Origin of the sequence: Serratia sp. 3ACOL1 (assembly GCF_003668775.1) — a bacterium.
Lineage (GTDB): Bacteria > Pseudomonadota > Gammaproteobacteria > Enterobacterales > Enterobacteriaceae > Chania > Chania fonticola.
In genome coordinates this window covers 3,026,442-3,048,716 of the sequence record NZ_CP033055.1, presented here as the reverse complement: position 1 = coordinate 3,048,716, position 22,275 = coordinate 3,026,442, and the positions used below count along the sequence as shown (strand labels likewise).

Below are 22,275 nucleotides of genomic sequence, written 5' to 3'. Positions count from 1 at the left end.
TCGGTAGCGAGAATAGCTTTTATCAATAATAGCTACGCAAACGGTTTCGTCGGCGGCGCGGATTATCTATAATGGCGCGCGTTTTCCCCCTGTTGCGCCCAATGAAGTGCTGAACCCAGTTGCTTCGAAGACGAGAGAACTTTGATTATGGAAATACTGCGTGGTTCGCCCGCTTTGTCGGCTTTTCGTATTACCAAACTACTGTCCCGCTGCCAGGATGCTCAACTCCCGATCGGTGATATCTATGCCGAGTACGTTCACTTTGCCGATGTCAGCGCACCACTAAGCGCCGAAGAGCAGGCCAAGCTGCAGCGGTTGCTCAAGTACGGCCCTTCTCTCGCTGAACATGCTCCGCAAGGCCGCCTGCTGTTGGTGACGCCGCGCCCGGGCACCATTTCGCCGTGGTCTTCCAAAGCCACCGATATCGCCCATAACTGTGGCCTGACGCAGGTGGTTCGTCTTGAGCGCGGCCTGGCATTTTATGTCACAGCGCCGACCTTGACCGATGCCCAGTGGCAACAGCTTGCCACCTTGCTGCACGATCGCATGATGGAAACGGTATTCAGCGAGCTGCAACAGGCGGAAACACTGTTCTCTCATCATCAGCCCGCACCGTATCAGACGGTGGATATCCTGGCGCAAGGCCGCAGCGCGCTGGAACAGGCCAACACCAAGTTAGGGTTGGCGCTGGCGCAGGATGAGATCGACTACCTGCTGGCCGCTTTTACCGAGTTGGGGCGCAACCCAACGGATATTGAGCTGTACATGTTCGCACAGGCCAACTCCGAACATTGCCGCCATAAGATTTTCAACGCCGACTGGATCATCGACGGCGAACAGCAACCGAAGTCGCTGTTCAAAATGATCAAAAATACCTTTGAGCAGACGCCGGACTACGTGCTTTCTGCCTATAAAGACAACGCGGCGGTGATGGAAGGCTCCCAGGTGGGGCGCTTCTTTGCCGCGCCGCAAAGCGGCCTGTATGACTATCATCAGGAAGAAGCACACATCCTGATGAAGGTGGAAACCCACAACCACCCAACGGCGATCTCGCCTTGGCCAGGCGCTGCGACCGGTTCTGGCGGTGAGATCCGCGACGAAGGCGCAACCGGCCGTGGTGCGAAGCCGAAAGCTGGCCTGGTAGGGTTCTCGGTTTCCAACCTGCGTATTCCGGGGTTCGAACAGCCTTGGGAACAGGATTTCGGCAAACCGGATCGCATCGTCACCGCGCTGGATATCATGACCGAAGGTCCATTGGGCGGCGCGGCATTCAATAACGAGTTTGGTCGCCCGGCGCTGGTCGGTTACTTCCGTACTTATGAAGAGCGCGTCAATAGCCACAACGGCGTTGAGCTGCGTGGCTACCACAAACCGATCATGCTGGCAGGCGGCCTGGGCAACATCCGCGCCGATCATGTGCAAAAAGGTGAGATCACCGTGGGTGCCAAACTGGTGGTGCTGGGTGGCCCGGCGATGAATATCGGTTTGGGCGGTGGGGCGGCTTCGTCGATGGCCTCTGGCCAGTCTGATGCCGATCTGGATTTCGCTTCGGTACAGCGTGATAACCCGGAAATGGAGCGCCGCTGCCAAGAGGTGATTGACCGCTGCTGGCAGATGGGCGATAGCAACCCGATCCTGTTTATTCACGATGTGGGTGCTGGTGGCCTGTCGAACGCGATGCCGGAACTGGTTAGCGACGGTGGCCGCGGTGGTCGTTTCGAACTGCGTGACATTCTCAACGACGAGCCGGGTATGAGCCCGCTGGAAGTGTGGTGCAACGAATCCCAAGAGCGTTATGTGATGGCGGTAGCGCCTGAGCAGATGGCGACCTTTGAGGAAATCTGCCGCCGTGAGCGCGCACCTTTCGCGGTGATTGGCGAGGCGACGGAAGAACGCCATCTGACGCTCAACGATCGCCACTTTGACAATCAGCCGATCGACATGCCGTTGGATGTGCTGCTGGGCAAAACGCCAAAAATGACCCGCGACGTGAAACGTCAACAGGCGAGCGGAGAAGCGTTGCAGCGTGCTGGCATCACCATTGCCGATGCGGTCAAGCGCGTGCTGCACTTGCCAGCCGTCGCGGAGAAAACCTTCCTGATCACCATTGGTGACCGTACCGTCACCGGCATGGTTGCGCGTGACCAGATGGTCGGCCCGTGGCAGATCCCGGTAGCCGACTGTGCGGTAACCACGGCCAGCCTGGACAGCTATTACGGGGAAGCGATGTCGATCGGTGAGCGTGCTCCCGTCGCATTGCTGGATTTTGCCGCCTCTGGCCGCCTGGCGGTAGGGGAAGCGCTGACCAACCTGGCAGCGGTGGAAATCGGTTCGCTCAAGCGGGTGAAACTTTCCGCCAACTGGATGGCTGCAGCGGGCCACCCTGGCGAAGATGCCGGTCTGTATGAAGCGGTGAAGGCGGTGGGTGAAGAACTTTGCCCGGCGTTGGGTATTACCATTCCGGTGGGTAAAGACTCGATGTCGATGAAAACCCGCTGGCAGGAAGGCAATGAACAGCGGGAAATGACGTCACCGCTGTCTCTGGTGATCACCGCATTTGCTCGTGTGGAAGATGTGCGCCACACCGTGACGCCGCAACTGCGTACCGACAAGGGTGATAGCGCGCTGTTACTGATCGACCTGGGTAATGGCCACAATGCCCTGGGGGCAACGGCGTTGGCGCAGGTTTATCGCCAACTGGGCGATAAGCCAGCCGATGTTCGCAACGTGGAGCAATTGGCCGGTTTCTTCAACGCGATGCAGCAACTGGTGGCAGATCGTGTGCTGTTGGCCTATCACGACCGCTCCGATGGCGGCCTGTTGGTCACCTTGGCCGAGATGGCGTTTGCCGGGCATTGCGGCGTGGAAGTCGATATTCAGGCGCTGGGTTCCGACGCCTTGGCTGCCTTGTTCAACGAAGAGCTGGGTGCAGTGATCCAGGTTCCTGCTGCGCAGCTGGCGGCCGTACAGCAAGTATTTGCCCAACACGGTCTGACGGATAACGTGCATCACCTTGGCCAGGTGCTGAGTGGCGATCGTTTCGTTATCACCAGCGCTGGCAAACCGGTGTACAGCGAAAGCCGCAGCACCCTGCGTACCTGGTGGGCTGAAACCACCTGGCAGATGCAGCGCCTGCGTGATAATCCGGAATGTGCCGATCAGGAGCATCAGGCCAAGCAGGACGAACGCGATCCGGGCCTGAACGTCAAGCTGACCTTCGCAACCGATGACGACATCGCGGCACCTTATATCGCCAAGGGCGCACGCCCTAAGGTTGCGGTATTGCGTGAGCAAGGGGTTAACTCCCACGTTGAGATGGCGGCGGCGTTCCACCGTGCCGGTTTCGATGCGGTTGATGTTCACATGAGCGATCTGCTGGCTGGCCGCCGCGATTTGCAAGAGTTCCACACGCTGGTTGCCTGCGGTGGTTTCTCTTATGGTGATGTGTTGGGGGCTGGTGAAGGTTGGGCGAAATCGATACTGTTCAACGAGCGCGTACGCGATGAGTTTGCCGATTTCTTCCATCGCCCACAGACCTTGGCGCTGGGCGTTTGTAACGGTTGCCAGATGATGTCCAACCTGCGTGAACTGATCCCGGGGGCTGAACATTGGCCGCGCTTTGTGCGCAACCTGTCGGATCGTTTCGAAGCGCGCTTCAGCCTGGTGGAAGTGGCCAGTAGCCCGTCGCTGTTTATGCAAGGTATGACAGGCTCGCGCATGCCGATTGCCGTTTCTCATGGTGAAGGCCATGTAGAAGTGCGCGATGCGGCGCATCTGGCGGCATTGGAACATCACGGCCTGGTTGCGTTACGCTTTGTCGACAACCATGGTCAAGTGACCGAAGCTTACCCTGCCAACCCGAACGGTTCACCGAATGGGATTACCGCAGTGACCAGCAGCAATGGCCGCGCCACCGTAATGATGCCGCATCCGGAACGCGTGTTCCGCACCGTCAGCAACTCCTGGCATCCAGAGGAGTGGGGTGAAGACAGCCCTTGGATGCGCATGTTCCGCAACGCTCGCAAGCAACTGGGGTAATTTAACCTGAGGTTTGCGTGAAAGTTTACTGAGGCGCCGCATTGGCGCCTTTTTTATATCCATATTTTTTAATGAGTTAGGTTATATGTCGGTTTTTTGAGACAAAGGCCATATTGCCTGTCTCTAAAAAGAGACATTTAACTCATTGATTTTAATCACGGTTAATTCGATTGGGTTAAGTTGTCGTGTTTTGGCGACGGTGTGTCGGATTATTACTCAAACTTGGCTGCCTTGGTAGGGTGTCACAAGTGGTGATAAAATATTTTATCTTTAATAAACATGTAATTATAAAATATTTTGTAAAGTTGGCACGGAAGGTGCATTATAACTATCAGTTGCTCATTCACCTTTTTATGATTGGCCCCGTCTAGTACGGAATAGCGCCTCATAAGCCTCCGAATGATGCCTAAGAAATGGTGCCTATCGTCCAACCAAACCGATAACAGACGCGCAAGCGACTTTATCAAGCATCGGACGACACGTGGAGTGAGGCACCGCCTAGTATCCAACTGTGATGATATGTTCATCAATCCCGGATACTTTTTGGATGCTATTCGTCCTGATCAGATGCCAGCCTAGTGCTACATCACCTGGGGACGAGGAGTAAGGGCATCCACATATTCCTTGCGATGGGGCATCATGCCCCAGCGTCAACATCCAAACCGCATTGCCTCCGTAATTTCCCTCAATACGTTCTCAAACCACATCAGTTTCCTCTTTTGGGATAACGCGTTTTTGCTTATCTGAACGCCATTAATCCGCTGCCGGGCTTTTCTCTCCCCGGATTGTCGGTTAGCATCTGGGCAGACTAGAGATAATGAGATGATTTCTTTGAAAAGATGGCGTCTATTTCCACGCTCGTTGCGCCAATTGGTCGTAATGGCGTTCCTGTTGGTGCTGTTACCGCTGCTGGTATTGGCTTATCAGGCCTACCAAAGCCTGGATCATCTCAGCGCGCAGGCGGCGGATATCAACCGTACGACGTTGGTGGATGCCCGCCGTAGTGAGGCAATGACCAGCGTTGCGCTGGAAATGGAGCGCAGCTATCGCCAGTATTGCGTACTGGTCGATCCGACCCTGGAACGGCTGTACCAGAACCAGCGTAAACAGTATTCACAAATGCTGGATGCCCACGCCCCGATCCTGCCGGACGAACGTTACTACCAGACGCTGCGTAAACTGCTGACTCAGCTTGCCACCATCAAGTGCCAGAGCAGCGGGCCGGACAAGGACGCTTCACTGCTGTTAGAGTCTTTTTCACATTCCAACGCCGAAATGGTCCAGGCCACCCGCACCGTGATCTTTTCCCGTGGGCAGCAGCTGCAACAGGCGATCGCCGAGCGTGGCCAATACTTTGGCTGGCAGGCGCTGTTGCTGTTCCTGGTCAGCGTGCTGTTAGTGGTGCTGTTTACCCGCATGATTATCGGGCCCGTCAAGGCCGTTGAGCGTATGATTAACCGTCTGGGAGAAGGGCGGCCCATCGGCATGACGGCGTCCTTTAAAGGCCCGCGTGAACTGCGTTCTTTGGCTCAGCGCATCGTCTGGTTGAGCGAGCGCCTGGCCTGGCTGGAATCGCAGCGCCATGAGTTCCTGCGCCATATCTCCCATGAGCTGAAAACGCCGCTGGCCAGTATGCGTGAAGGCACCGAGCTGTTGGCCGATGGTGTGGCAGGCCCGCTCACCTCCGATCAGAAAGAGGTGGTGGCGATCCTCGATCAGAGCAGCCGCCATCTGCAATTGCTGATTGAGCAACTGCTGGATTACAACCGCAAACTGGCAGATGGCCCATCGGAACATGAAAACGTCGAGCTGGAAGAACTGGTGGATATGGTGGTCGCCGCCCACAGTTTGCCGGCACGTGCCAAGATGATCCGCACGGAAGTCAAACTTGAGGCGGAAATCTGCTGGGCAGAGCCTACGCTATTAATGCGCGTACTGGATAATCTCTACTCCAATGCGGTGCACTACGGCAAGGAATCCGGTAACATTTGGATCCGCAGCCGCCAGGTCGGCCAGCGGGTACAGATTGACGTTGCCAATACCGGCAGCGCGATCCCGCAAGCGGAACGAACCATGATTTTTGAGCCTTTTTTCCAGGGGAGTCACCAGAGAAAAGGGGCCGTTAAAGGAAGCGGACTGGGGCTGAGCATTGCACAGGACTGTATTCGCCGTATGCGTGGCGAATTGACATTGGTGGATCTCGCTGATGCCGACGTCTGCTTCCGTATTGAATTGCCATTAACCGCCGAGAATGAATAAATAATGTACACAGGGTCTAATCGCGCTTATCAATCGCAGACCGAAGGTTCACCGCGTGTTTCTCTACGCGCACCGCTCGGCAAACATTCGCTTTCTTTTTTGGGCACGATCCTTTTTGCCCCGTTTCTGCTGATCGGCTGTGTCGATCGTGCTATCAGTAGCGGCCCGGCCCAGCAGCAACAGGAAGCGATCCCGGATACCAAGGTGGTGGATTACCGCATTGCGTCTTGCGATACGCTATGGCAGCTTGACGAAAAAGAAGCCTTGGAAAACTCACTCTTTTGGCTGCGGGCGATGGACTGCGCCGATCGTATCGGCTCCACGCAGGCCAGAGCGTTAGCGAAAACCCTGCCGGGCAACAATTGGCAGAACGTGTTCAAGCAAAGCATTTTGCTGGGCAGCGCTGAGCCGAGCTCGAACGAGCGCCGCCAGATCATCGATCGTCTGAACAGCTATCGCCTCGAATTCCCTAACTCGCTACGCCCATTGCTGCAACTGTGGCGTCAGCAGCAGGCGTTGCAAGTGAGCCTGTTTGACGAGCGGGCGCGTTACCAGCACTTGCAGGAAAGCTCAGACAGCCAGATCGACTCGTTGCGCCAGAGTCAGAGCTATTTACAGAGCCAGTTGCAGGAGACCTCCCGCAAACTGGAGAACCTGACCGATATCGAACGCCAGCTCTCATCACGCAAGCAACTGCAGGGGGAAATCCCGGAAAGCAGCGTGGCGCAGCCTAAAGCAGATGCCGCAGGTAAGCCCGCAGCGCCCGCCAAAGCGGCCGAGCCTGCAGAGCCAGCCCCGGTGACTGAAACCGGAACCGCCTTGCCGGTAGAGCCGGAAGAGACCTACACGCCGCCCGCGGCTAACAAGGAGTCCCCAGCGCAATGACAGCTCGCAAACCGGCCAATCTTTTGTTGGTTGACGACGATCCCAGCCTGCTTAAGCTGTTGGGAATGCGCCTGACCAGCGAAGGTTTTCACGTTACCACGGCGGAAAGCGGTCAAGAGGCTTTGCGCCTGCTGGCCCGCGAAAAGATCGACCTGGTGATCAGCGATCTGCGGATGGATGAAATGGACGGTATGGCGCTGTTTGCCGAGATCCAGAAATACCAGCCGGGGATGCCGGTGATCATTCTGACCGCCCACGGTTCTATCCCGGACGCGGTGGCGGCGACCCAGCAGGGGGTGTTCAGCTTCCTGACCAAGCCGGTCGATCGTGATGCGTTGTATAAGGCGATCGATGAAGCGTTGTCGCTGTCGTCGATCCCAGCCGGTGATGACAGCTGGCGTGAGGATTTTGTCACCCGTAGCCCGATTATGCTGCGGCTGCTTGAACAGGCTAAGATGGTCGCTCAGTCGGACGTCAGCGTGCTGATCAACGGCCAGAGCGGCACCGGTAAAGAGGTGCTGGCACAGGCCATCCATGCGGCCAGCCCACGGGCCAAGAAAGCCTTTATCGCCATCAACTGCGGTGCGTTGCCGGAGCAACTGCTGGAGTCGGAGCTGTTTGGCCATGCCAAAGGGGCGTTCACCGGTGCCGTCAGCAGCCGTGAAGGTTTGTTCCAGGCGGCAGAAGGGGGCACGCTGTTCCTGGATGAGATTGGCGATATGCCGCTCTCGCTGCAGGTAAAATTGCTACGCGTGTTGCAGGAACGCAAGGTGCGCCCACTGGGAAGCAACCGCGATCTGGATATTGACGTACGCATCATTTCCGCCACCCACCGCGATCTGCCTAAAGCGATGGTAAAAAACGAGTTCCGTGAAGATCTCTATTACCGTCTGAACGTGGTTAACCTGAAAATACCGGCGCTCAACGAGCGGGCCGAAGATATCCCACTGCTGGCCAACCATTTGCTACGTGCTTCGGCGCTGCGCCACAAACCTTTTGTACGCAGCTTCTCCTCCGATGCCATGAAACGCCTGATGACCGCCAGCTGGCCCGGCAACGTGCGCCAGTTGGTGAACGTGATCGAGCAGTGTGTGGCATTGACCACGGCGCCGGTGATCAGTGAAGCTCTGGTTGAGCAGGCGCTGGAAGGGGAAAACACAGCGCTGCCAACCTTTGTCGAGGCGCGCAACCAGTTTGAATTACACTATCTACGTAAACTGTTGCAGATCACCAAGGGTAACGTCACCCAGGCCGCGCGCATGGCGGGCCGTAACCGTACTGAGTTCTATAAATTGTTGTCGCGCCATGAACTGGATGCCAACGATTTCAAAGAATGATGTTTTCTTTTCTGAACCTGCATGCGCAGGTTCTCAACAAAGTAGCCGGAATGATTTACACTCCGGTTTCTTTGTTGTGGCATGGCAGACCATAGAGATATGAGCAGATCACTTTCCATTGCGTTGGCCCAGCTGAATTTGCTGGTGGGCGATATTGAAGGCAACAGCGAGCGCATGTTGCAAACCGTGCAGGAGCAGCAGAAGGCGGGAGCCGATCTGGTCATGTTCACTGAACTGGCGCTGTCCGGCTATCCGCCGGAAGACCTGCTGTACCGTGATGATTTCTACCAGCGCTGCGATACTCAGCTAAGCCGCTTGCAGCAGGCCTCCGCCGATGTGGCAATCCTGGTTGGCCACCCGTGGCGTGAAGACGGCAAACTGTATAACGCGCTGTCATTGTTCTCTGAGGGGGCTTTGCAGGCTCGTTACTTCAAGCAACAGCTGCCTAACTACGGCGTATTCGATGAGAAGCGCTATTTCCATGCGGGCGATAAAAACTGCGTGGTGGAGCTGAAGGGCTACCGCCTGGGGCTGCTGATCTGCGAAGACCTGTGGTTCCCGGAACCGGTCGATGCGGCGAAAGCGGCGGGGGCAGAGATCCTGCTGTCGATCAACGCTTCCCCGTATAACCGTGAAAAGCCGTATATCCGCAAAACCCTGATGTCTGGCCACTGCCAGCGTACCGGTCTGCCGTTGGTCTATCTGAATCAGATCGGCGGGCAGGACGAACTGATTTTCGACGGCTGTTCAAAAGTCTTTGATGCCGCTGGCAATATGACTCACCGCCTGGCGGCTTTCGCCGAGCAGGTGACTCTGCTTGAGTTCAAAGGCCTGGAAGTGGTGCCGATGACGGCCCCAGCGGCAGAATTACCGCAGCTGGCGCAGGTGTATGAAGCGCTGGTGCTGGCCGTACGCGACTATGTGACCAAGAACGGTTTCAAAGGCGCAGTGCTGGGCTTGTCCGGCGGGATCGACTCGGCGCTGACCCTGGCGATCGCCGTGGATGCGTTGGGCAAAGACAAGGTTCAGGCCTTGATGATGCCGTTCCGCTATACGGCGGATATCAGCATCGCCGATGCCAAGGAAGAGGCCGAAATCCTCGGCATCGAATTTGACGTCGTCTCGATTGAACCGATGTTCGACGCCTTTATGGGTCAGCTCGCCCCGATGTTTGCTGATACCGCACGGGATACCACCGAAGAAAACCTGCAGGCCCGCTGCCGTGGCGTGGTGCTGATGGCGCTGTCCAACAAACGCGGCAGCATCGTGTTAACCACGGGTAACAAAAGCGAGGTGGCTGTCGGTTATTGCACGCTGTATGGTGATATGGCCGGTGGCTTCGACGTATTGAAAGATGTGCCGAAAACCCTGGTGTTCAAGCTTTCCGAATACCGTAATACCGTCTCCTACGTGATCCCTCAACGGGTGATCGATCGTCCACCGTCTGCCGAGTTGGCGCCGGATCAGCTCGATCAGGACAGCCTGCCGCCGTATGACATTCTGGATGCTATTCTGGAAGGTTATGTCGAGCGCGATAAATCGGTCGCCGATCTGGTTGCTGAGGGCTTTGAAGAAGCCGTGGTGCGCAAGGTGATCCGCCTGGTGGACATCAACGAGTACAAACGCCGTCAGGCCGCCGTCGGGCCGCGCATTACCGCCCGTAACTTTGGCAAAGACCGCCGCTACCCGATCACCTCCGGCTTTGGCCGTAAAAATTGGTAATTAAGGAATAAAAATGAAAAAAATTGACGCGATTATCAAGCCCTTCAAACTGGATGACGTGCGTGAAGCACTGGCCGAAGTAGGTATCACCGGCATGACGGTGACCGAAGTGAAAGGCTTTGGTCGCCAGAAGGGCCATACCGAGCTGTACCGTGGTGCTGAGTATATGGTCGACTTCCTGCCAAAGGTTAAAATCGAGATCGTAGTGGCTGACGATATCGTGGATACCTGTGTGGAAACCATCATGCAGACGGCGCAGACCGGTAAAATCGGCGACGGTAAAATCTTTGTCTTCGACGTGGCCCGTGTGGTGCGTATCCGTACCGGCGAGCAGGACGAAGAAGCAATTTAATCGCAGACTGTGGAACGGGCGCAGCATGCGGCGCCCCTACGGTCAAACACTTGCGACTCCTACCCAACAATATTCCCATCCCCAGGCTCACCATGCTACGTCCGTTTGGTTGCGTCTGGTGGTTTTTGTGCAACTTGCGACTCCCCTATTCGGCGACATTGTCATCCCCTGGCTCAAAGCGTAGGGGCGCTGCATGCTGCGCCCATTTGGTTACGTCTGGCGGTTTTTGTGCACTCCCTCCCTTTTTGCGTTCTAAAAAAGCGAACGATATCGCGTTTTTCACACATTTCCTGATGGCTTACCGGTGAGCATCTACACTCAAACCAACTGTTTTGTTTGAGGTTGCTACCATGATGACGTTACGCCAAATCCGCCATTTTATTGCCGTGGCCGAAACCGGGTCGATCTCGGCGGCGGCGCAGGCGGTGTTTGTGTCACAGTCTTCGCTCACGCTGGCGATCCAGCAGTTGGAAACCGACATTGGCGTCCGGCTGTTCGAGCGCCACGCCAAGGGAATGAACCTGACCCACCAGGGGCACCAGTTCCTGCGCCAGTCCTACCTGATCCTGGCAACGGTGGATAATGCCAAGCGCAGCCTGCAGCTGGGCACCGAAAGCCTGAGTGGCAAATTGACCATCGGCGTCACCAGCCTGGTGGCGGGGTATTTCCTGGTGGAGCTGCTTAAGCGCTTCAAGTCTGCCTATCCCAATGTAACCATCCAGGTGGTTGAGGACGAACGACCCTATATCGAGCATTTGCTGGTGAGCGGTGAAATAGATATCGGGGTGCTGATCCTGTCGAACATTGAAGACCGCGATGCCTTACAGACCGAAGTGCTGATGCACTCCCCGTATCGCCTGTGGCTGCCGCCGCTGCACCCGCTGCTGGAGCACGAAAGCATCGGTTTGGCAGACGTGGCCAAACAGCCGCTGATCCAACTCAACGTTGATGAAATGGACGTTCATGCCCGGCGCATCTGGGGGCGAGCGGGCCTGAAGCCGGAGATCGCCATGAAAACCGCCTCCACCGAAGCGGTGCGCAGCCTGGTGGCCGCGGGCATGGGCATAGCCATCCTGCCGGATATGGCTTACCGCGCCTGGTCATTGGAGGGCAATATGATCGAAGCGCGCAAACTGGTGGATTTGCTGGAACCGCTGGATATCGGCCTGGCCTGGCGGCGTGGCAGCGCACGGCCTGAATTGGTGACGCCATTCCTCACCATTGCGCGTGAGAACAGCAAAACGAACATGACCGGCCTCAAGCCTTCGATTTAATCGAACGCTGCCTTCAGTATTTAGAATTTGTTGTCCGCAGTGCGCTCGCTTAGTCTGATTAAAACTAACTTATCACATTTAGTTAACGTTTTTGTCACATAAGGCGGCGCAATGGCAGAGTTACATTTGGTTTCAGGTTTGTCCTGTCGGCAATTCATTAACGGCGAGTCGGTCGAGGGTGAAGGCCATCAGGAGACCATTGTTAATCCTGCCAGCGGTGAAACCCTGGTTTCCATTGCTGAGGCAACGCCAACCCAGGTGGGGCAAGCAGTTGCCGCCGCGCAGCAGGCATTTTCCCACTGGTCACGGACCACTCCCGCTTTCCGAGCAACAATCCTGCTGCGTATTGCCGATGCCATCGAACGGCAGGCAGAACATCTGGCGCGCCTTGAAGCGCTGAACTGCGGTAAACCTTTCCATCAGGCACTGAACGACGATCTCCCTGCAGCCATTGACGTATTCCGTTTCTTCGCCGGTGCCGTGCGCACCCAGCAAGGTCAGTTGGCCGGTGAATATGTTGAGGGCCATACCTCAATGATCCGGCGTGACCCGATCGGCGTGGTGGCCTCCATCGCGCCATGGAACTATCCGTTGATGATGGCGGCCTGGAAGATTGCTCCGGCGCTGGCTGCGGGCAACACCGTAGTATTCAAACCCTCCGAACATACCCCATTGACCATTCTGGCCTTGGTGCCTGCGTTGCAGGAAATCCTGCCGCCAGGCGTGTTGAACATTGTCTACGGCGGTGGCGAAGGGGTAGGTAGCCATCTGGTTGGTCATCCGCAGGTTCGCTTGGTTTCGGTTACCGGCGATATCGTTACCGGGCAAAAAATCCTGCAGGCGGCGGTCAAAAGCGTCAAGCGCACCCATCTGGAGCTGGGCGGTAAAGCCCCGGTGATCGTCTGTGACGATGCCGATCTGGATGAGGTCGTCAGCAGTATCCGCACCTTTGGTTACTACAATGCCGGGCAGGATTGCACCGCGGCCTGCCGCATTTACGCCCAGGCAGGCATCTATCCGAAGCTGGTGGAAGCCTTGGGGGAAGCGGTCTCTAGCCTGCGCTTTGCCCGCAAGCGCGACGAAGATAATGAAATCGGCCCGCTGATCAGCAGCCGCCAGCGTGACCGTGTGGCCAGCTTTGTCGAACGGGCTCTCAGCCAACCACATATCGAATTGATCACTGGCGCGGCGGCGCACTCTGGCCCCGGCTTTTACTACCAGCCCACGCTATTGGCTGGCTGCCTGCAAACCGATGAAATCGTCCAGCGTGAAGTGTTTGGCCCGGTGGTCAGCGTGACGCGTTTTGACACCCTGGAGCAGGCAGTGACCTGGGCCAACGACTCCGAATACGGTTTGGCCTCCTCTGTGTGGACACAGAATATCGACCGTGCGCTGCACATCGCGGCGCATCTGCAATATGGCAGCACCTGGATCAACACCCACTTTACGCTGGCGAGCGAAATGCCCCACGGCGGCTTAAAGCGCTCCGGCTACGGCAAAGATCTCTCCAGCGATTCATTACAGGATTACAGCGTTGTCCGGCACGTGATGGCGAAATTCAAATCTACGTTCTAGTCATACGGCCGATAAAAAATCGGCGGCAACCGTTCCTTGCCGCACTTTAAACATACGCAACACCGAGGTAATTACGATGGGAAAAACACACGCAATCACCACCGTCACCGCGCTCTGTATGACGATCCTTTGCGGTATGGCTCAGGCCGCCGATACGCCGCAGCAGTTGGGCAAAGGGGAAGGGCGGTTGGACATCATCGCCTGGCCTGGTTACATCGAACGTGGTCAGTCCGACAAGAATTACGACTGGGTGACCCAGTTTGAGAAACAGACCGGCTGTGCGGTGAATGTGAAAACCGCTGCGACCTCTGATGAAATGGTCAGCCTGATGGCGAAAGGCGGTTACGATCTGGTGACCGCTTCCGGCGATGCCTCGTTGCGCCTGATCTTCGGCAAGCGCGTGCAGCCAATCAATACCGCGCTGATCCCTAATTGGAAGAATATCGACCCACGCCTGTTGAACGGCCCTTGGTACAACGTGGCGGGAAAAACCTACGGTACGCCGTATCAGTGGGGACCAAACCTGCTGATGTATAACACCAAAACCTTCCCGACGCCGCCAGACAGCTGGGCCGTGGTGTTCCAGCAACAAAACCTGCCGGACGGCAAGACCAATCAGGGCAGGGTGCAGGCTTACGACGGCCCAATCTACATCGCCGATGCGGCACTGTTCCTGAAAGCCACTCAACCCCAGCTTGGCATCACTGACCCTTACCAACTGAACGAAGAGCAGTATCAGGCGGCACTGAAACTGCTGCGCAGCCAGCATGCGTTGATCCACCGCTACTGGCATGACACCTCGGTACAGATGAGCGATTTCAAAAACGAAGGCGTGGTGGCCTCCAGCGCCTGGCCATACCAGGCCAACGCCCTGAAAGGCGAAGGCCAGCCTATCGCTACCGTATTCCCGAAAGAAGGGGTTACCGGCTGGGCAGATACCACCATGTTGCACGCCGAGGCTAAACATCCAAGCTGCGCCTACCAGTGGATGAACTGGTCGCTGGAACCGAAGGTACAGGGTGACGTTGCGGCCTGGTTTGGTTCGTTACCAGCAGTTCCAGCAGGTTGCAAAGCCAGCACCCTGCTCGGTGACAAAGGGTGTGAAACCAACGGCTTCAACCAGTTCGACAAGATTGCCTTCTGGAAAACGCCACAGGCTGAGGGCGGCAAGTTCGTCCCTTATAGCCGCTGGACCCAGGACTACATCGCCATTATGGGCGGTAGATAACTATCACTGTTCTCACCTGCGAGCGCCAGACGTCTCCCCTGTGGGGGACCGATCGAGTTTGCTGAGATGACCTTTTTACTTCCAAAAGAGCAGGGTCTAACAGCTCCCTCTCCCTTTGGGAGAGGGTTGGGGTGAGGGGCAATATTTTGGAGCGTACATCATGACCATTGCAGTGCAATTTATCGATGTCTCGCGCATTTTCGGCGATGTTCGCGCCGTAGATCGGGTTTCTGTTGAAATACAGGACGGCGAGTTTTTCTCCATGCTTGGGCCTTCTGGCTCGGGTAAAACCACCTGCCTGCGGTTGATCGCCGGTTTTGAGCAACTGAGTTCGGGCTCCATCCGCATTCATGGGCAAGAGGCCAGTAACCTGCCGCCTTATCAGCGCGATGTGAATACCGTATTCCAGGACTATGCGCTGTTCCCACACATGTCGGTGCTGGAGAACGTGGCGTACGGGCTGATGGTGAAAGGCGTTGCCAAGCGTGAGCGGCTGGCGCGGGCGAATCAGGCGTTGGAAAGCGTGGCGTTGGGATTCGCCGCCGAGCGTAAACCGGCGCACCTTTCGGGTGGTCAGCGTCAGCGCGTGGCTCTGGCCCGTGCATTGGTTAATCGCCCACGCGTCCTACTGCTGGACGAGCCGCTCGGGGCGTTGGATCTGAAACTGCGCGAGCAGATGCAGGGGGAGTTGAAGAAGCTGCAACGCCAACTGGGCATCACCTTTATCTTCGTTACGCACGATCAAAGTGAAGCCCTGTCGATGTCCGATCGGGTGGCGGTGTTCAACAATGGACGTATTGAGCAGGTAGACGCGCCACGCGAACTGTATATGCGGCCAAGAACGCCGTTTGTTGCCGAGTTTGTCGGCACGTCCAATGTGGTACGCAGCGAATTGGCGGAACGGTTGTTGGGGCAATCGGCCACCTTCTCGATCCGCCCAGAGCATATCCGCCTGTTGGATCAAAGCGGGGCAGCGCAGGGGGAAGTTCAGGTTCAGGGTACCTTGCAGGATATCCATTACCAAGGAGCGGCGACACGCTATGAAATCGCCCTGAGCAGCGGTGAGAAACTGCTGGTCAGCCAGGCTAACCCACAGTGGCAGGCCGTGGCACAGCAGCGCCTGATCGGTCAGCCGGTCACCGCCTGTTGGGCCAGAGAGGCAATGGTACCGCTGCTGGAGGAAAGGTGAGATGGACATGAGCATCGAGCAGCCGGCAGCGCCCGGCGGTAAAATTCGCGCGATTTCAACCTACCTGTACCGCAAGCCAACGCTGTATCTGCTGCTGTTGCTGGTGCCACCGCTGCTGTGGTTTGGGGCGGTGTATCTTGGCTCGCTGCTGAGCTTGCTGTGGCAGGGTTTTTACACCTTCGACGATTTCACCATGACGGTGACGCCGGATCTGACCTTCGCCAACCTGAGCGCGCTGTTCAACCCGGCCAATTACGACATCATCGTCCGTACGCTGACCATGGCGGTAGTAGTTTCGCTGGCCAGTGCGGTATTGGCATTCCCGATCGCCTATTACATGGCCCGATACACCAGCGGCAAGGTAAAGGCGTTCTTTTATATCGCCGTGATGATGCCGATGTGGGCCAGCTACATCGTTAAAGCCTATGCCTGGACGCTGTTGCTGGCGAAAGACGGCGTGGCGCAGTGGTTCCTGCAACATATGGGGCTGGAGCCGGTATTGGCGAGCATTCTGAGCATTCCCGGCGTTGGGGGTAATACGCTATCCACTTCCGGTCTTGGGCGCTTCCTGGTGTTTGTCTATATTTGGCTGCCGTTCATGATCTTACCGATCCAGGCGGCGTTAGAGCGCTTGCCACCTTCGTTGCTGCACGCTTCTGCGGATCTGGGCGCGCGCCCGTCCCAAACGTTCCGCTATGTGATCCTGCCGCTGGCGGTACCGGGTATCGCAGCCGGTTCCATCTTCACCTTTTCACTGACGCTGGGCGACTTTATCGTGCCACAGCTGGTGGGGCCGCCGGGCTATTTTATCGGCAGCATGGTGTATGCCCAACAGGGGGCGATCGGCAATATGCCGATGGCGGCCGCCTTTACGCTGGTGCCGATCGTCCTGATCGCCATTTATCTCTCGATTGTGAAACGCCTGGGGGCCTTCGATGCACTCTGAACGCGCGCCGTTAGGGCTGAAACTGGCCGCCTGGGGTGGCCTGATCTTCCTGCACTTCCCGATAGTGATTATCGCCATGTACGCCTTCAACACCGAAGACGCGGCGTTCAGCTTCCCACCGCGGGGTTTTACCCTGCATTGGTTCAGCGTGGCGGCGGGGCGGCAGGACATTATTGATGCGGTACTGCTTTCGGTGCAGATCGCCTGCCTGGCCACGGCGATTGCGCTGGTGCTCGGCACGCTGGCCGCCGCGGCGCTGTATCGCCGGGATTTCTTCGGCAAGGACAGCATTTCGTTGCTGCTGCTGTTACCTATTGCCTTGCCGGGGATCGTCACCGGTCTGGCGCTGCTGGCGGCCTTCAAGGCGCTGAATATCGAACCGGGGATCATGACGATCGTCATCGGTCATGCCACCTTCTGCGTGGTGATCGTGTTCAACAACGTGATTGCTCGCTTTCGCCGTACCTCACACAGCCTGATCGAAGCCTCGATGGATTTGGGGGCTGATGGCTGGCAGACCTTCCGTTACGTGATCTTGCCGAATCTGGGCTCGGCACTGTTGGCGGGGGGCATGCTGGCGTTTGCCCTGTCATTCGACGAAATCATTGTGACCACCTTCACCGCCGGGCACGAACGTACGCTGCCGCTGTGGTTGCTGAACCAGTTGGGCCGCCCACGTGATGTGCCGATCACCAACGTGGTCGCGCTGTCGGTGATGGTATTGACGATGTTCCCGATCCTGGGCGCGTACTACCTGACCAAAGGCGGAGAGAGCGTCGCCGGTAGCGGAAAGTAATGCCTCAATCCCTAAATAGCTGATGCCAATATTTTCAAAGGATAACCTTATGCAAAGCCAACTGCTGATTAATGGTCAACTGGTTACCGGCCAGGGCGAAAAGTTGCCGGTCTACAACCCGGCGACGGGAGAAGTGATTGTGCAGGTGGCCGAGGCCAGCGCACAGCAGGTTGAAGAGGCCGTGCAGGCCGCCGATGCGGCGTTTGAACAGTGGGGGCAAACCACCCCGAAAGAGCGCGCCGAACACTTACTGGCGCTGGCGGACGTGATTGACCAGCATGCTGAAACCTTCGCCAAGCTGGAGTCCCTCAACTGTGGCAAGCCTTATCATTGCGCGCTGAATGACGAACTGCCAGCGGTAGCCGATGTGTTCCGCTTTTTCGCCGGTGCCAGCCGTTGCCTGAGTGGCATGGCTGCAGGTGAATATCTGGCCGGCCATACCTCGATGATCCGCCGCGATCCGCTGGGCGTGGTGGCTTCGATTGCTCCCTGGAACTACCCGCTGATGATGGCCGCCTGGAAGTTGGCACCCGCGTTGGCGGCGGGGAACTGCGTGGTGATCAAACCTTCTGAACAGACGCCGCTAACCACCTTCAAGCTGGCCGAACTGGCCGCTGGCGTGTTCCCGCCGGGCGTGCTCAACGTGCTGTTTGGCCGGGGTGCCAGCGTGGGCGATGTGCTGACCGGCCACGACAAGGTGCGGATGGTGTCTCTTACAGGCTCTATTGCTACTGGCGAACATATCATTGCCCATACCGCTCCAGGAATTAAACGCACCCATATGGAGCTGGGGGGCAAAGCGCCGGTAATCGTCTTCGATGATGCCGATATTCAGCAGGTTGTTGACGGCATCCGCACCTTCGGCTTTTACAATGCCGGGCAGGATTGCACCGCCGCCTGCCGGATCTATGCGCAAAAAGGCATTTACCCACAACTGGTGAAAGCGCTGGGTGAAGCGGTGGCCAGCTTGAAGATCGGGCCACCGGAGGACAGCAGTACCGAATTAGGGCCGTTGATCACTTCCCAGCATCTGGAGCGGGTGATTGGCTTTGTTGATCGGGCCAAAGCACTGCCTCATATCCAGGTGGTCACCGGGGGCGAAAAAGTCGCTGGCCCTGGCTTCTATTTCCAACCAACGCTGTTGGCAGGCGCGCGCCAGGAAGATGAGATCGTCCAGCGTGAAGTGTTTGGCCCGGTAGTGACGGTGACGGAATTCGACGACGAGGCGCAGGTGCTGGCCTGGGCCAACGCCTCCAATTACGGCTTGGCTTCCTCTTTGTGGACGCGTGACGTAGGGCGTGCCCATTGCCTGAGCGCGCGTTTGCAGTATGGCTGCACCTGGGTGAACACTCACTTTATGCTGGTGAGCGAAATGCCGCACGGCGGGCAGAAGCTGTCTGGCTATGGCAAAGACATGTCGATGTACGGACTGGAGGATTACACCACCATTCGCCACGTCATGTTCAAACACTAATCTGCTTGATCTGACAGGATTTATACGCACAATAACGCGGCTCTCAGGCTGGCTTCGGCTGGCCTGATAATAATAAAGAATAAAAGGACGCTTTTATGGCTATCACCCGTCGCGATTTTCTTAATGGGGTGGCGATCACCATCGCCGCAGGGCTAACGCCGATGCAGATCCTGCGCGCATCGCCGCAAGCCGCCCATCAAACCCTGTATTACCCACCCGCGTTAACTGGTCTGCGTGGCAATCACCCAGGCTCATTCGAACATGCCCATCAGTTGGGGCGTGATGGCAAAACCTTTGATTTTGGCAGCCTGCCGATCGAGGAAGAATTCGATCTGGTGGTCGTCGGCGCGGGTATCAGCGGCCTGGCGGCGGCCTGTTTCTGGCAGCAGATGAAGGGCAAACAGCAACGTATTTTGCTGATTGATAACCATGATGACTTTGGCGGCCACGCCAAGCGTAACGAATTCAGCAGCGAGAACGGCACCCTCCTCGGCTACGGGGGCAGCGAATCGTTACAGTCGCCACGTTCCAACTTCAGCCCGGTAGCCATGGGGCTATTGAAAAACCTGGGCGTTAGCCTGGACGGTATGGAAAAGGCCTTCGACACTACTTTCTACCCGGATCTGAATCTCAGCCGTGGCGTCTATTTCGATCGCCAGAACTTTGGCGTTGATAAGGTGGTGAGTGGCGATCCGGGCCGAGTGGTGGCGGATGATATTCCGCGTGACCGCCTCAATGGTCGCTCTTATGAAGATTTTATCAACGACTTCCCGTTGCCGCAGGCCGATCGCCAGGCCTTGATTGCGCTGCACACCGTTGAAAAAGACTACCTGCCGGGCCTGAGCCAGGAAGAGAAGATGGCCTGGTTGGACAAGCACAGCTATAGCCAGTTCCTACGCGAGAAAGTGGGGCTGAGCGAAATGGCGATCCGCTATTTCCAGCAAACCACCAACGATTTTCAGGCCGTCGGCATTGATGCGACCTCATGCAGCGATGCCCGAATCTGTGATCTGCCGGGCCTGAACGGCATGAACCTGCCGCCGCTGGATGAGGAATCGCAGGCCGATCTCGACGATCCCTATGTGTTCCACTTCCCGGATGGCAATGCCACGCTGGCTCGCCTGATGGTGCGCCATTTGATCCCGGCGGTGGCACCGGGTGGCAAAGATATGAACGACGTCATCCTGGCAAAGTTTGATTACAGCCAGTTGGATCGCCCCGAGTCACCGGTGAAACTACGCTTGAACAGCACCGGGCTGCACGTGGCCAACGTGGGTGATAAGGCCGAGGTGGCCTATATTAACGGCGAGAAGATGGTCAAAGTACGTGCCGGGCAGGTGGTGATGGCCGGTTACAACATGATGATCCCTTATCTGATCCCGGAAATGCCTCACGAGCAGCAAGAGGCGCTGAAGCAGAACGTCAAATCGCCGTTGGTGTACAGCAAGGTGGTGATCCGCAACTGGCAGCCGTTTATCAAACTGGGGGTGCACGAAGTCTATGCCCCGACTGCGCCTTATAGCCGGGTGAAACTGGACTACCCGGTAAGCATGGGGGGATATCAGCACCCACGCGATCCAAACCAGCCTATCGGGCTGCATATGGTGTATGTGCCAACATTGCCCGGCAGCGGCCTTAGCCCGCGTGAACAGTCGCGCAAAGGAAGAGCGCTGTTGCTAGGAACTCCGTTTGAGGTACACGAGCAGATGATCCGTGAACAGTTGCAGGGCATGTTAGGTGATGCCGGATTTGATCATCAGCGGGATATTCAGGCGATCACCGTCAACCGCTGGTCGCACGGTTACTCCTATTTCCTCAACGGCATGTTCGATGATGAAGATGGATCCCAAAAGATTATCGAAACCGCGCGGCAGCCGATCGGCAAGATCGTCATTGCCAATTCCGATTCCGACTGGAGCCCCTATGCCAACTCGGCGATCGATCAGGCTTGGCGAGCCGTGAATGAACTGGCCTACGGCAAGGTTGCTGCCAAGGAGGGGGTATGACTCTGCGCCCGTTGTATCTGATGCTGTTACTGGCTGGTGGCTCGGCTCACGCCATGTCCGCCGGTGAATACGTGGCCAAGGCAGGGGACTGTACGGCTTGCCATACGGCTCCGGGTGGTAAGGAACTGGCGGGCGGGATGAAGTTCCCGACGCCGGTAGGGGATATCTATGCCACCAATATCACGCCGGATAAACAGCAAGGTATTGGCAGCTACAGCTTTGCAGAGTTCGACCGTGCCATGCGGCAGGGCGTGGCCAAAGATGGGCATCGTCTGTATCCCGCCATGCCTTATACCTCCTACGCCAAAATGAGCGAGCAGGACATGCGCGCTCTGTATGACTACCTGATGCACGAAGTCCCGGCGCAAGACACTGCCAACCGGGAAAGCGATATCAGCTGGCCAATGTCCATGCGTTGGCCGTTAGCGGTATGGAATACGCTGTTCCATGAAGACCAAACCTATCAGCCAGACAGTAAGCAAAGCGCCCAGTGGAACCGCGGCGCCTATCTGGTTCAGGGGTTGGGTCACTGTGGCAGTTGCCATACTCCGCGCGGCTGGGCGATGCAGGAAAAAGGGCTGAATAACCAATCCCTGAGTTCCTGAGCGGTGCAGAGTTGGATGGTTGGTATGCGCCGAGCCTGCGTGGGTTGAAGCCGGATGATGTGGTTGCGCTGCTGAAAAGCGGCCGTAGCCAACATGCGGCAGTGGCCGGGCCAATGAGCGATGTCGTAGCGCACAGCACGCAATACCTCAGCGATGACGACTTAAAGGCTATCGCGCAGTATGTACACAGCCTGGAGATAGAGGCACCGAAACCTGTAGCAACCATGGCGGCATCAAGCGCAAGTATGGCTTCAGGCGGACAGATCTATGCGATGTACTGTTCAACTTGCCATGGCAATAAGGGGGAGGGGAGCGACAACGTCATACCTGCTCTGGCGGGCAATCTGTCGGTGACGGCGGATAATCCGCTGACTGCGTTGCGCGTGGTGCTGGAGGGTGCTCATACGCCTGTCACCCAACATGCCACGGCGATCGTTATGCCGGGCTATGGCTGGGTGCTCAACGATCAGAAGGCTGCCGATCTGATGAGCTATCTGCGCGGGAGCTGGGGGAACCAGGCTGCGCCGGTAACGGCGGAGCAGGTACGGGATGCTTGGAAGCGGACTAAATAACAGGGTGTAGGGGCGCA

Annotated in this window: 14 protein-coding genes and 1 pseudogene; all 15 read left to right on the top strand. The window is 57.1% G+C overall.

What is annotated here, in order from left to right; genetic code table 11:
* The first annotated feature begins 144 nt into the window (after positions 1-144).
* Positions 145-4,038, top strand: coding sequence for a phosphoribosylformylglycinamidine synthase (purL, locus tag D9980_RS13670; RefSeq protein WP_202913997.1), 3,894 nt, complete (start codon positions 145-147; stop codon positions 4,036-4,038).
* Between the two features lie 822 nt (positions 4,039-4,860).
* Entirely contained in the window at positions 4,861-6,297 is a 1,437-nt protein-coding gene (locus D9980_RS13665) for a HAMP domain-containing sensor histidine kinase (RefSeq protein ID WP_037376562.1), read from the top strand.
* 3 nt (positions 6,298-6,300) lie between these two features.
* A complete protein-coding gene (gene qseG / locus D9980_RS13660; protein ID WP_121607581.1) occupies positions 6,301-7,182 on the top strand; it encodes a two-component system QseEF-associated lipoprotein QseG in 882 nt (293 codons plus the stop codon).
* Complete coding sequence (gene glrR / locus D9980_RS13655; protein ID WP_021178888.1) at positions 7,179-8,519, top strand: two-component system response regulator GlrR; 1,341 nt, start codon at positions 7,179-7,181, stop codon at positions 8,517-8,519. Before qseG ends, glrR begins: the two co-directional genes overlap by 4 nt.
* Positions 8,520-8,618: 99 nt before the next feature.
* Positions 8,619-10,241 carry an NAD+ synthase gene (locus D9980_RS13650; protein WP_121607580.1) on the top strand — a complete coding sequence of 541 codons (1,623 nt, stop codon included), beginning with the start codon at positions 8,619-8,621 and terminating at the stop codon, positions 10,239-10,241.
* Between the two features lie 13 nt (positions 10,242-10,254).
* Positions 10,255-10,593 (top strand): nitrogen regulatory protein P-II, encoded by a 339-nt coding sequence (gene glnB, locus D9980_RS13645; protein ID WP_004847623.1) that lies wholly within the window; start codon positions 10,255-10,257, stop codon positions 10,591-10,593.
* 350 nt (positions 10,594-10,943) lie between these two features.
* Positions 10,944-11,867 carry a LysR substrate-binding domain-containing protein gene (locus D9980_RS13640; protein ID WP_121607579.1) on the top strand — a complete coding sequence of 308 codons (924 nt, stop codon included), beginning with the start codon at positions 10,944-10,946 and terminating at the stop codon, positions 11,865-11,867.
* Positions 11,868-11,978: 111 nt separating this feature from the next.
* Positions 11,979-13,442, top strand: a complete 1,464-nt coding sequence (locus D9980_RS13635) for a gamma-aminobutyraldehyde dehydrogenase (protein WP_121607578.1) — start codon at positions 11,979-11,981, stop codon at positions 13,440-13,442.
* Positions 13,443-13,560: 118 nt separating this feature from the next.
* Entirely contained in the window at positions 13,561-14,670 is a 1,110-nt protein-coding gene (gene ydcS / locus D9980_RS13630) for a putative ABC transporter substrate-binding protein YdcS (protein ID WP_370454342.1), read from the top strand.
* A 160-nt stretch (positions 14,671-14,830) separates the two neighbouring features.
* Positions 14,831-15,859: an ABC transporter ATP-binding protein gene (locus D9980_RS13625; RefSeq protein ID WP_121607577.1), complete on the top strand. Its 1,029-nt coding sequence runs from the start codon at positions 14,831-14,833 to the stop codon at positions 15,857-15,859.
* A gap of 1 nt (position 15,860) precedes the next feature.
* Positions 15,861-16,805, top strand: a complete 945-nt coding sequence (locus tag D9980_RS13620) for an ABC transporter permease (protein WP_121607576.1) — start codon at positions 15,861-15,863, stop codon at positions 16,803-16,805.
* On the top strand, positions 16,795-17,601 hold the full coding sequence (locus D9980_RS13615; protein WP_021178881.1) for an ABC transporter permease: 807 nt from the start codon (positions 16,795-16,797) through the stop codon (positions 17,599-17,601). Before D9980_RS13620 ends, D9980_RS13615 begins: the two co-directional genes overlap by 11 nt.
* A gap of 49 nt (positions 17,602-17,650) precedes the next feature.
* A complete protein-coding gene (gene patD, locus D9980_RS13610) occupies positions 17,651-19,075 on the top strand; it encodes an aminobutyraldehyde dehydrogenase (RefSeq protein WP_121607575.1) in 1,425 nt (474 codons plus the stop codon).
* A 95-nt stretch (positions 19,076-19,170) separates the two neighbouring features.
* On the top strand, positions 19,171-21,081 hold the full coding sequence (locus tag D9980_RS13605; protein WP_024484258.1) for an FAD/NAD(P)-binding protein: 1,911 nt from the start codon (positions 19,171-19,173) through the stop codon (positions 21,079-21,081).
* A pseudogene (locus D9980_RS13600) lies at positions 21,078-22,258 on the top strand (cytochrome c). Before D9980_RS13605 ends, D9980_RS13600 begins: the two are co-directional and overlap by 4 nt.
* Positions 22,259-22,275: the final 17 nt, after the last annotated feature.

Excerpts from the sequence above, each read along its gene's own strand:
- D9980_RS13665 (WP_037376562.1), top strand. The coding sequence starts at position 4,861 with ATGATTTCTTTGAAAAGATGGCGTCTATTTCCACGCTCGTTGCGCCAA.
- qseG (WP_121607581.1), top strand. The coding sequence starts at position 6,301 with ATGTACACAGGGTCTAATCGCGCTTATCAATCGCAGACCGAAGGTTCA.
- glrR (WP_021178888.1), top strand. The coding sequence starts at position 7,179 with ATGACAGCTCGCAAACCGGCCAATCTTTTGTTGGTTGACGACGATCCC.
- D9980_RS13650 (WP_121607580.1), top strand. The coding sequence starts at position 8,619 with ATGAGCAGATCACTTTCCATTGCGTTGGCCCAGCTGAATTTGCTGGTG.
- glnB (WP_004847623.1), top strand. The coding sequence starts at position 10,255 with ATGAAAAAAATTGACGCGATTATCAAGCCCTTCAAACTGGATGACGTG.
- D9980_RS13640 (WP_121607579.1), top strand. The coding sequence starts at position 10,944 with ATGATGACGTTACGCCAAATCCGCCATTTTATTGCCGTGGCCGAAACC.
- D9980_RS13635 (WP_121607578.1), top strand. The coding sequence starts at position 11,979 with ATGGCAGAGTTACATTTGGTTTCAGGTTTGTCCTGTCGGCAATTCATT.
- ydcS (WP_370454342.1), top strand. The coding sequence starts at position 13,561 with ATGACGATCCTTTGCGGTATGGCTCAGGCCGCCGATACGCCGCAGCAG.
- D9980_RS13625 (WP_121607577.1), top strand. The coding sequence starts at position 14,831 with ATGACCATTGCAGTGCAATTTATCGATGTCTCGCGCATTTTCGGCGAT.
- D9980_RS13620 (WP_121607576.1), top strand. The coding sequence starts at position 15,861 with ATGGACATGAGCATCGAGCAGCCGGCAGCGCCCGGCGGTAAAATTCGC.
- D9980_RS13615 (WP_021178881.1), top strand. The coding sequence starts at position 16,795 with ATGCACTCTGAACGCGCGCCGTTAGGGCTGAAACTGGCCGCCTGGGGT.
- patD (WP_121607575.1), top strand. The coding sequence starts at position 17,651 with ATGCAAAGCCAACTGCTGATTAATGGTCAACTGGTTACCGGCCAGGGC.
- D9980_RS13605 (WP_024484258.1), top strand. The coding sequence starts at position 19,171 with ATGGCTATCACCCGTCGCGATTTTCTTAATGGGGTGGCGATCACCATC.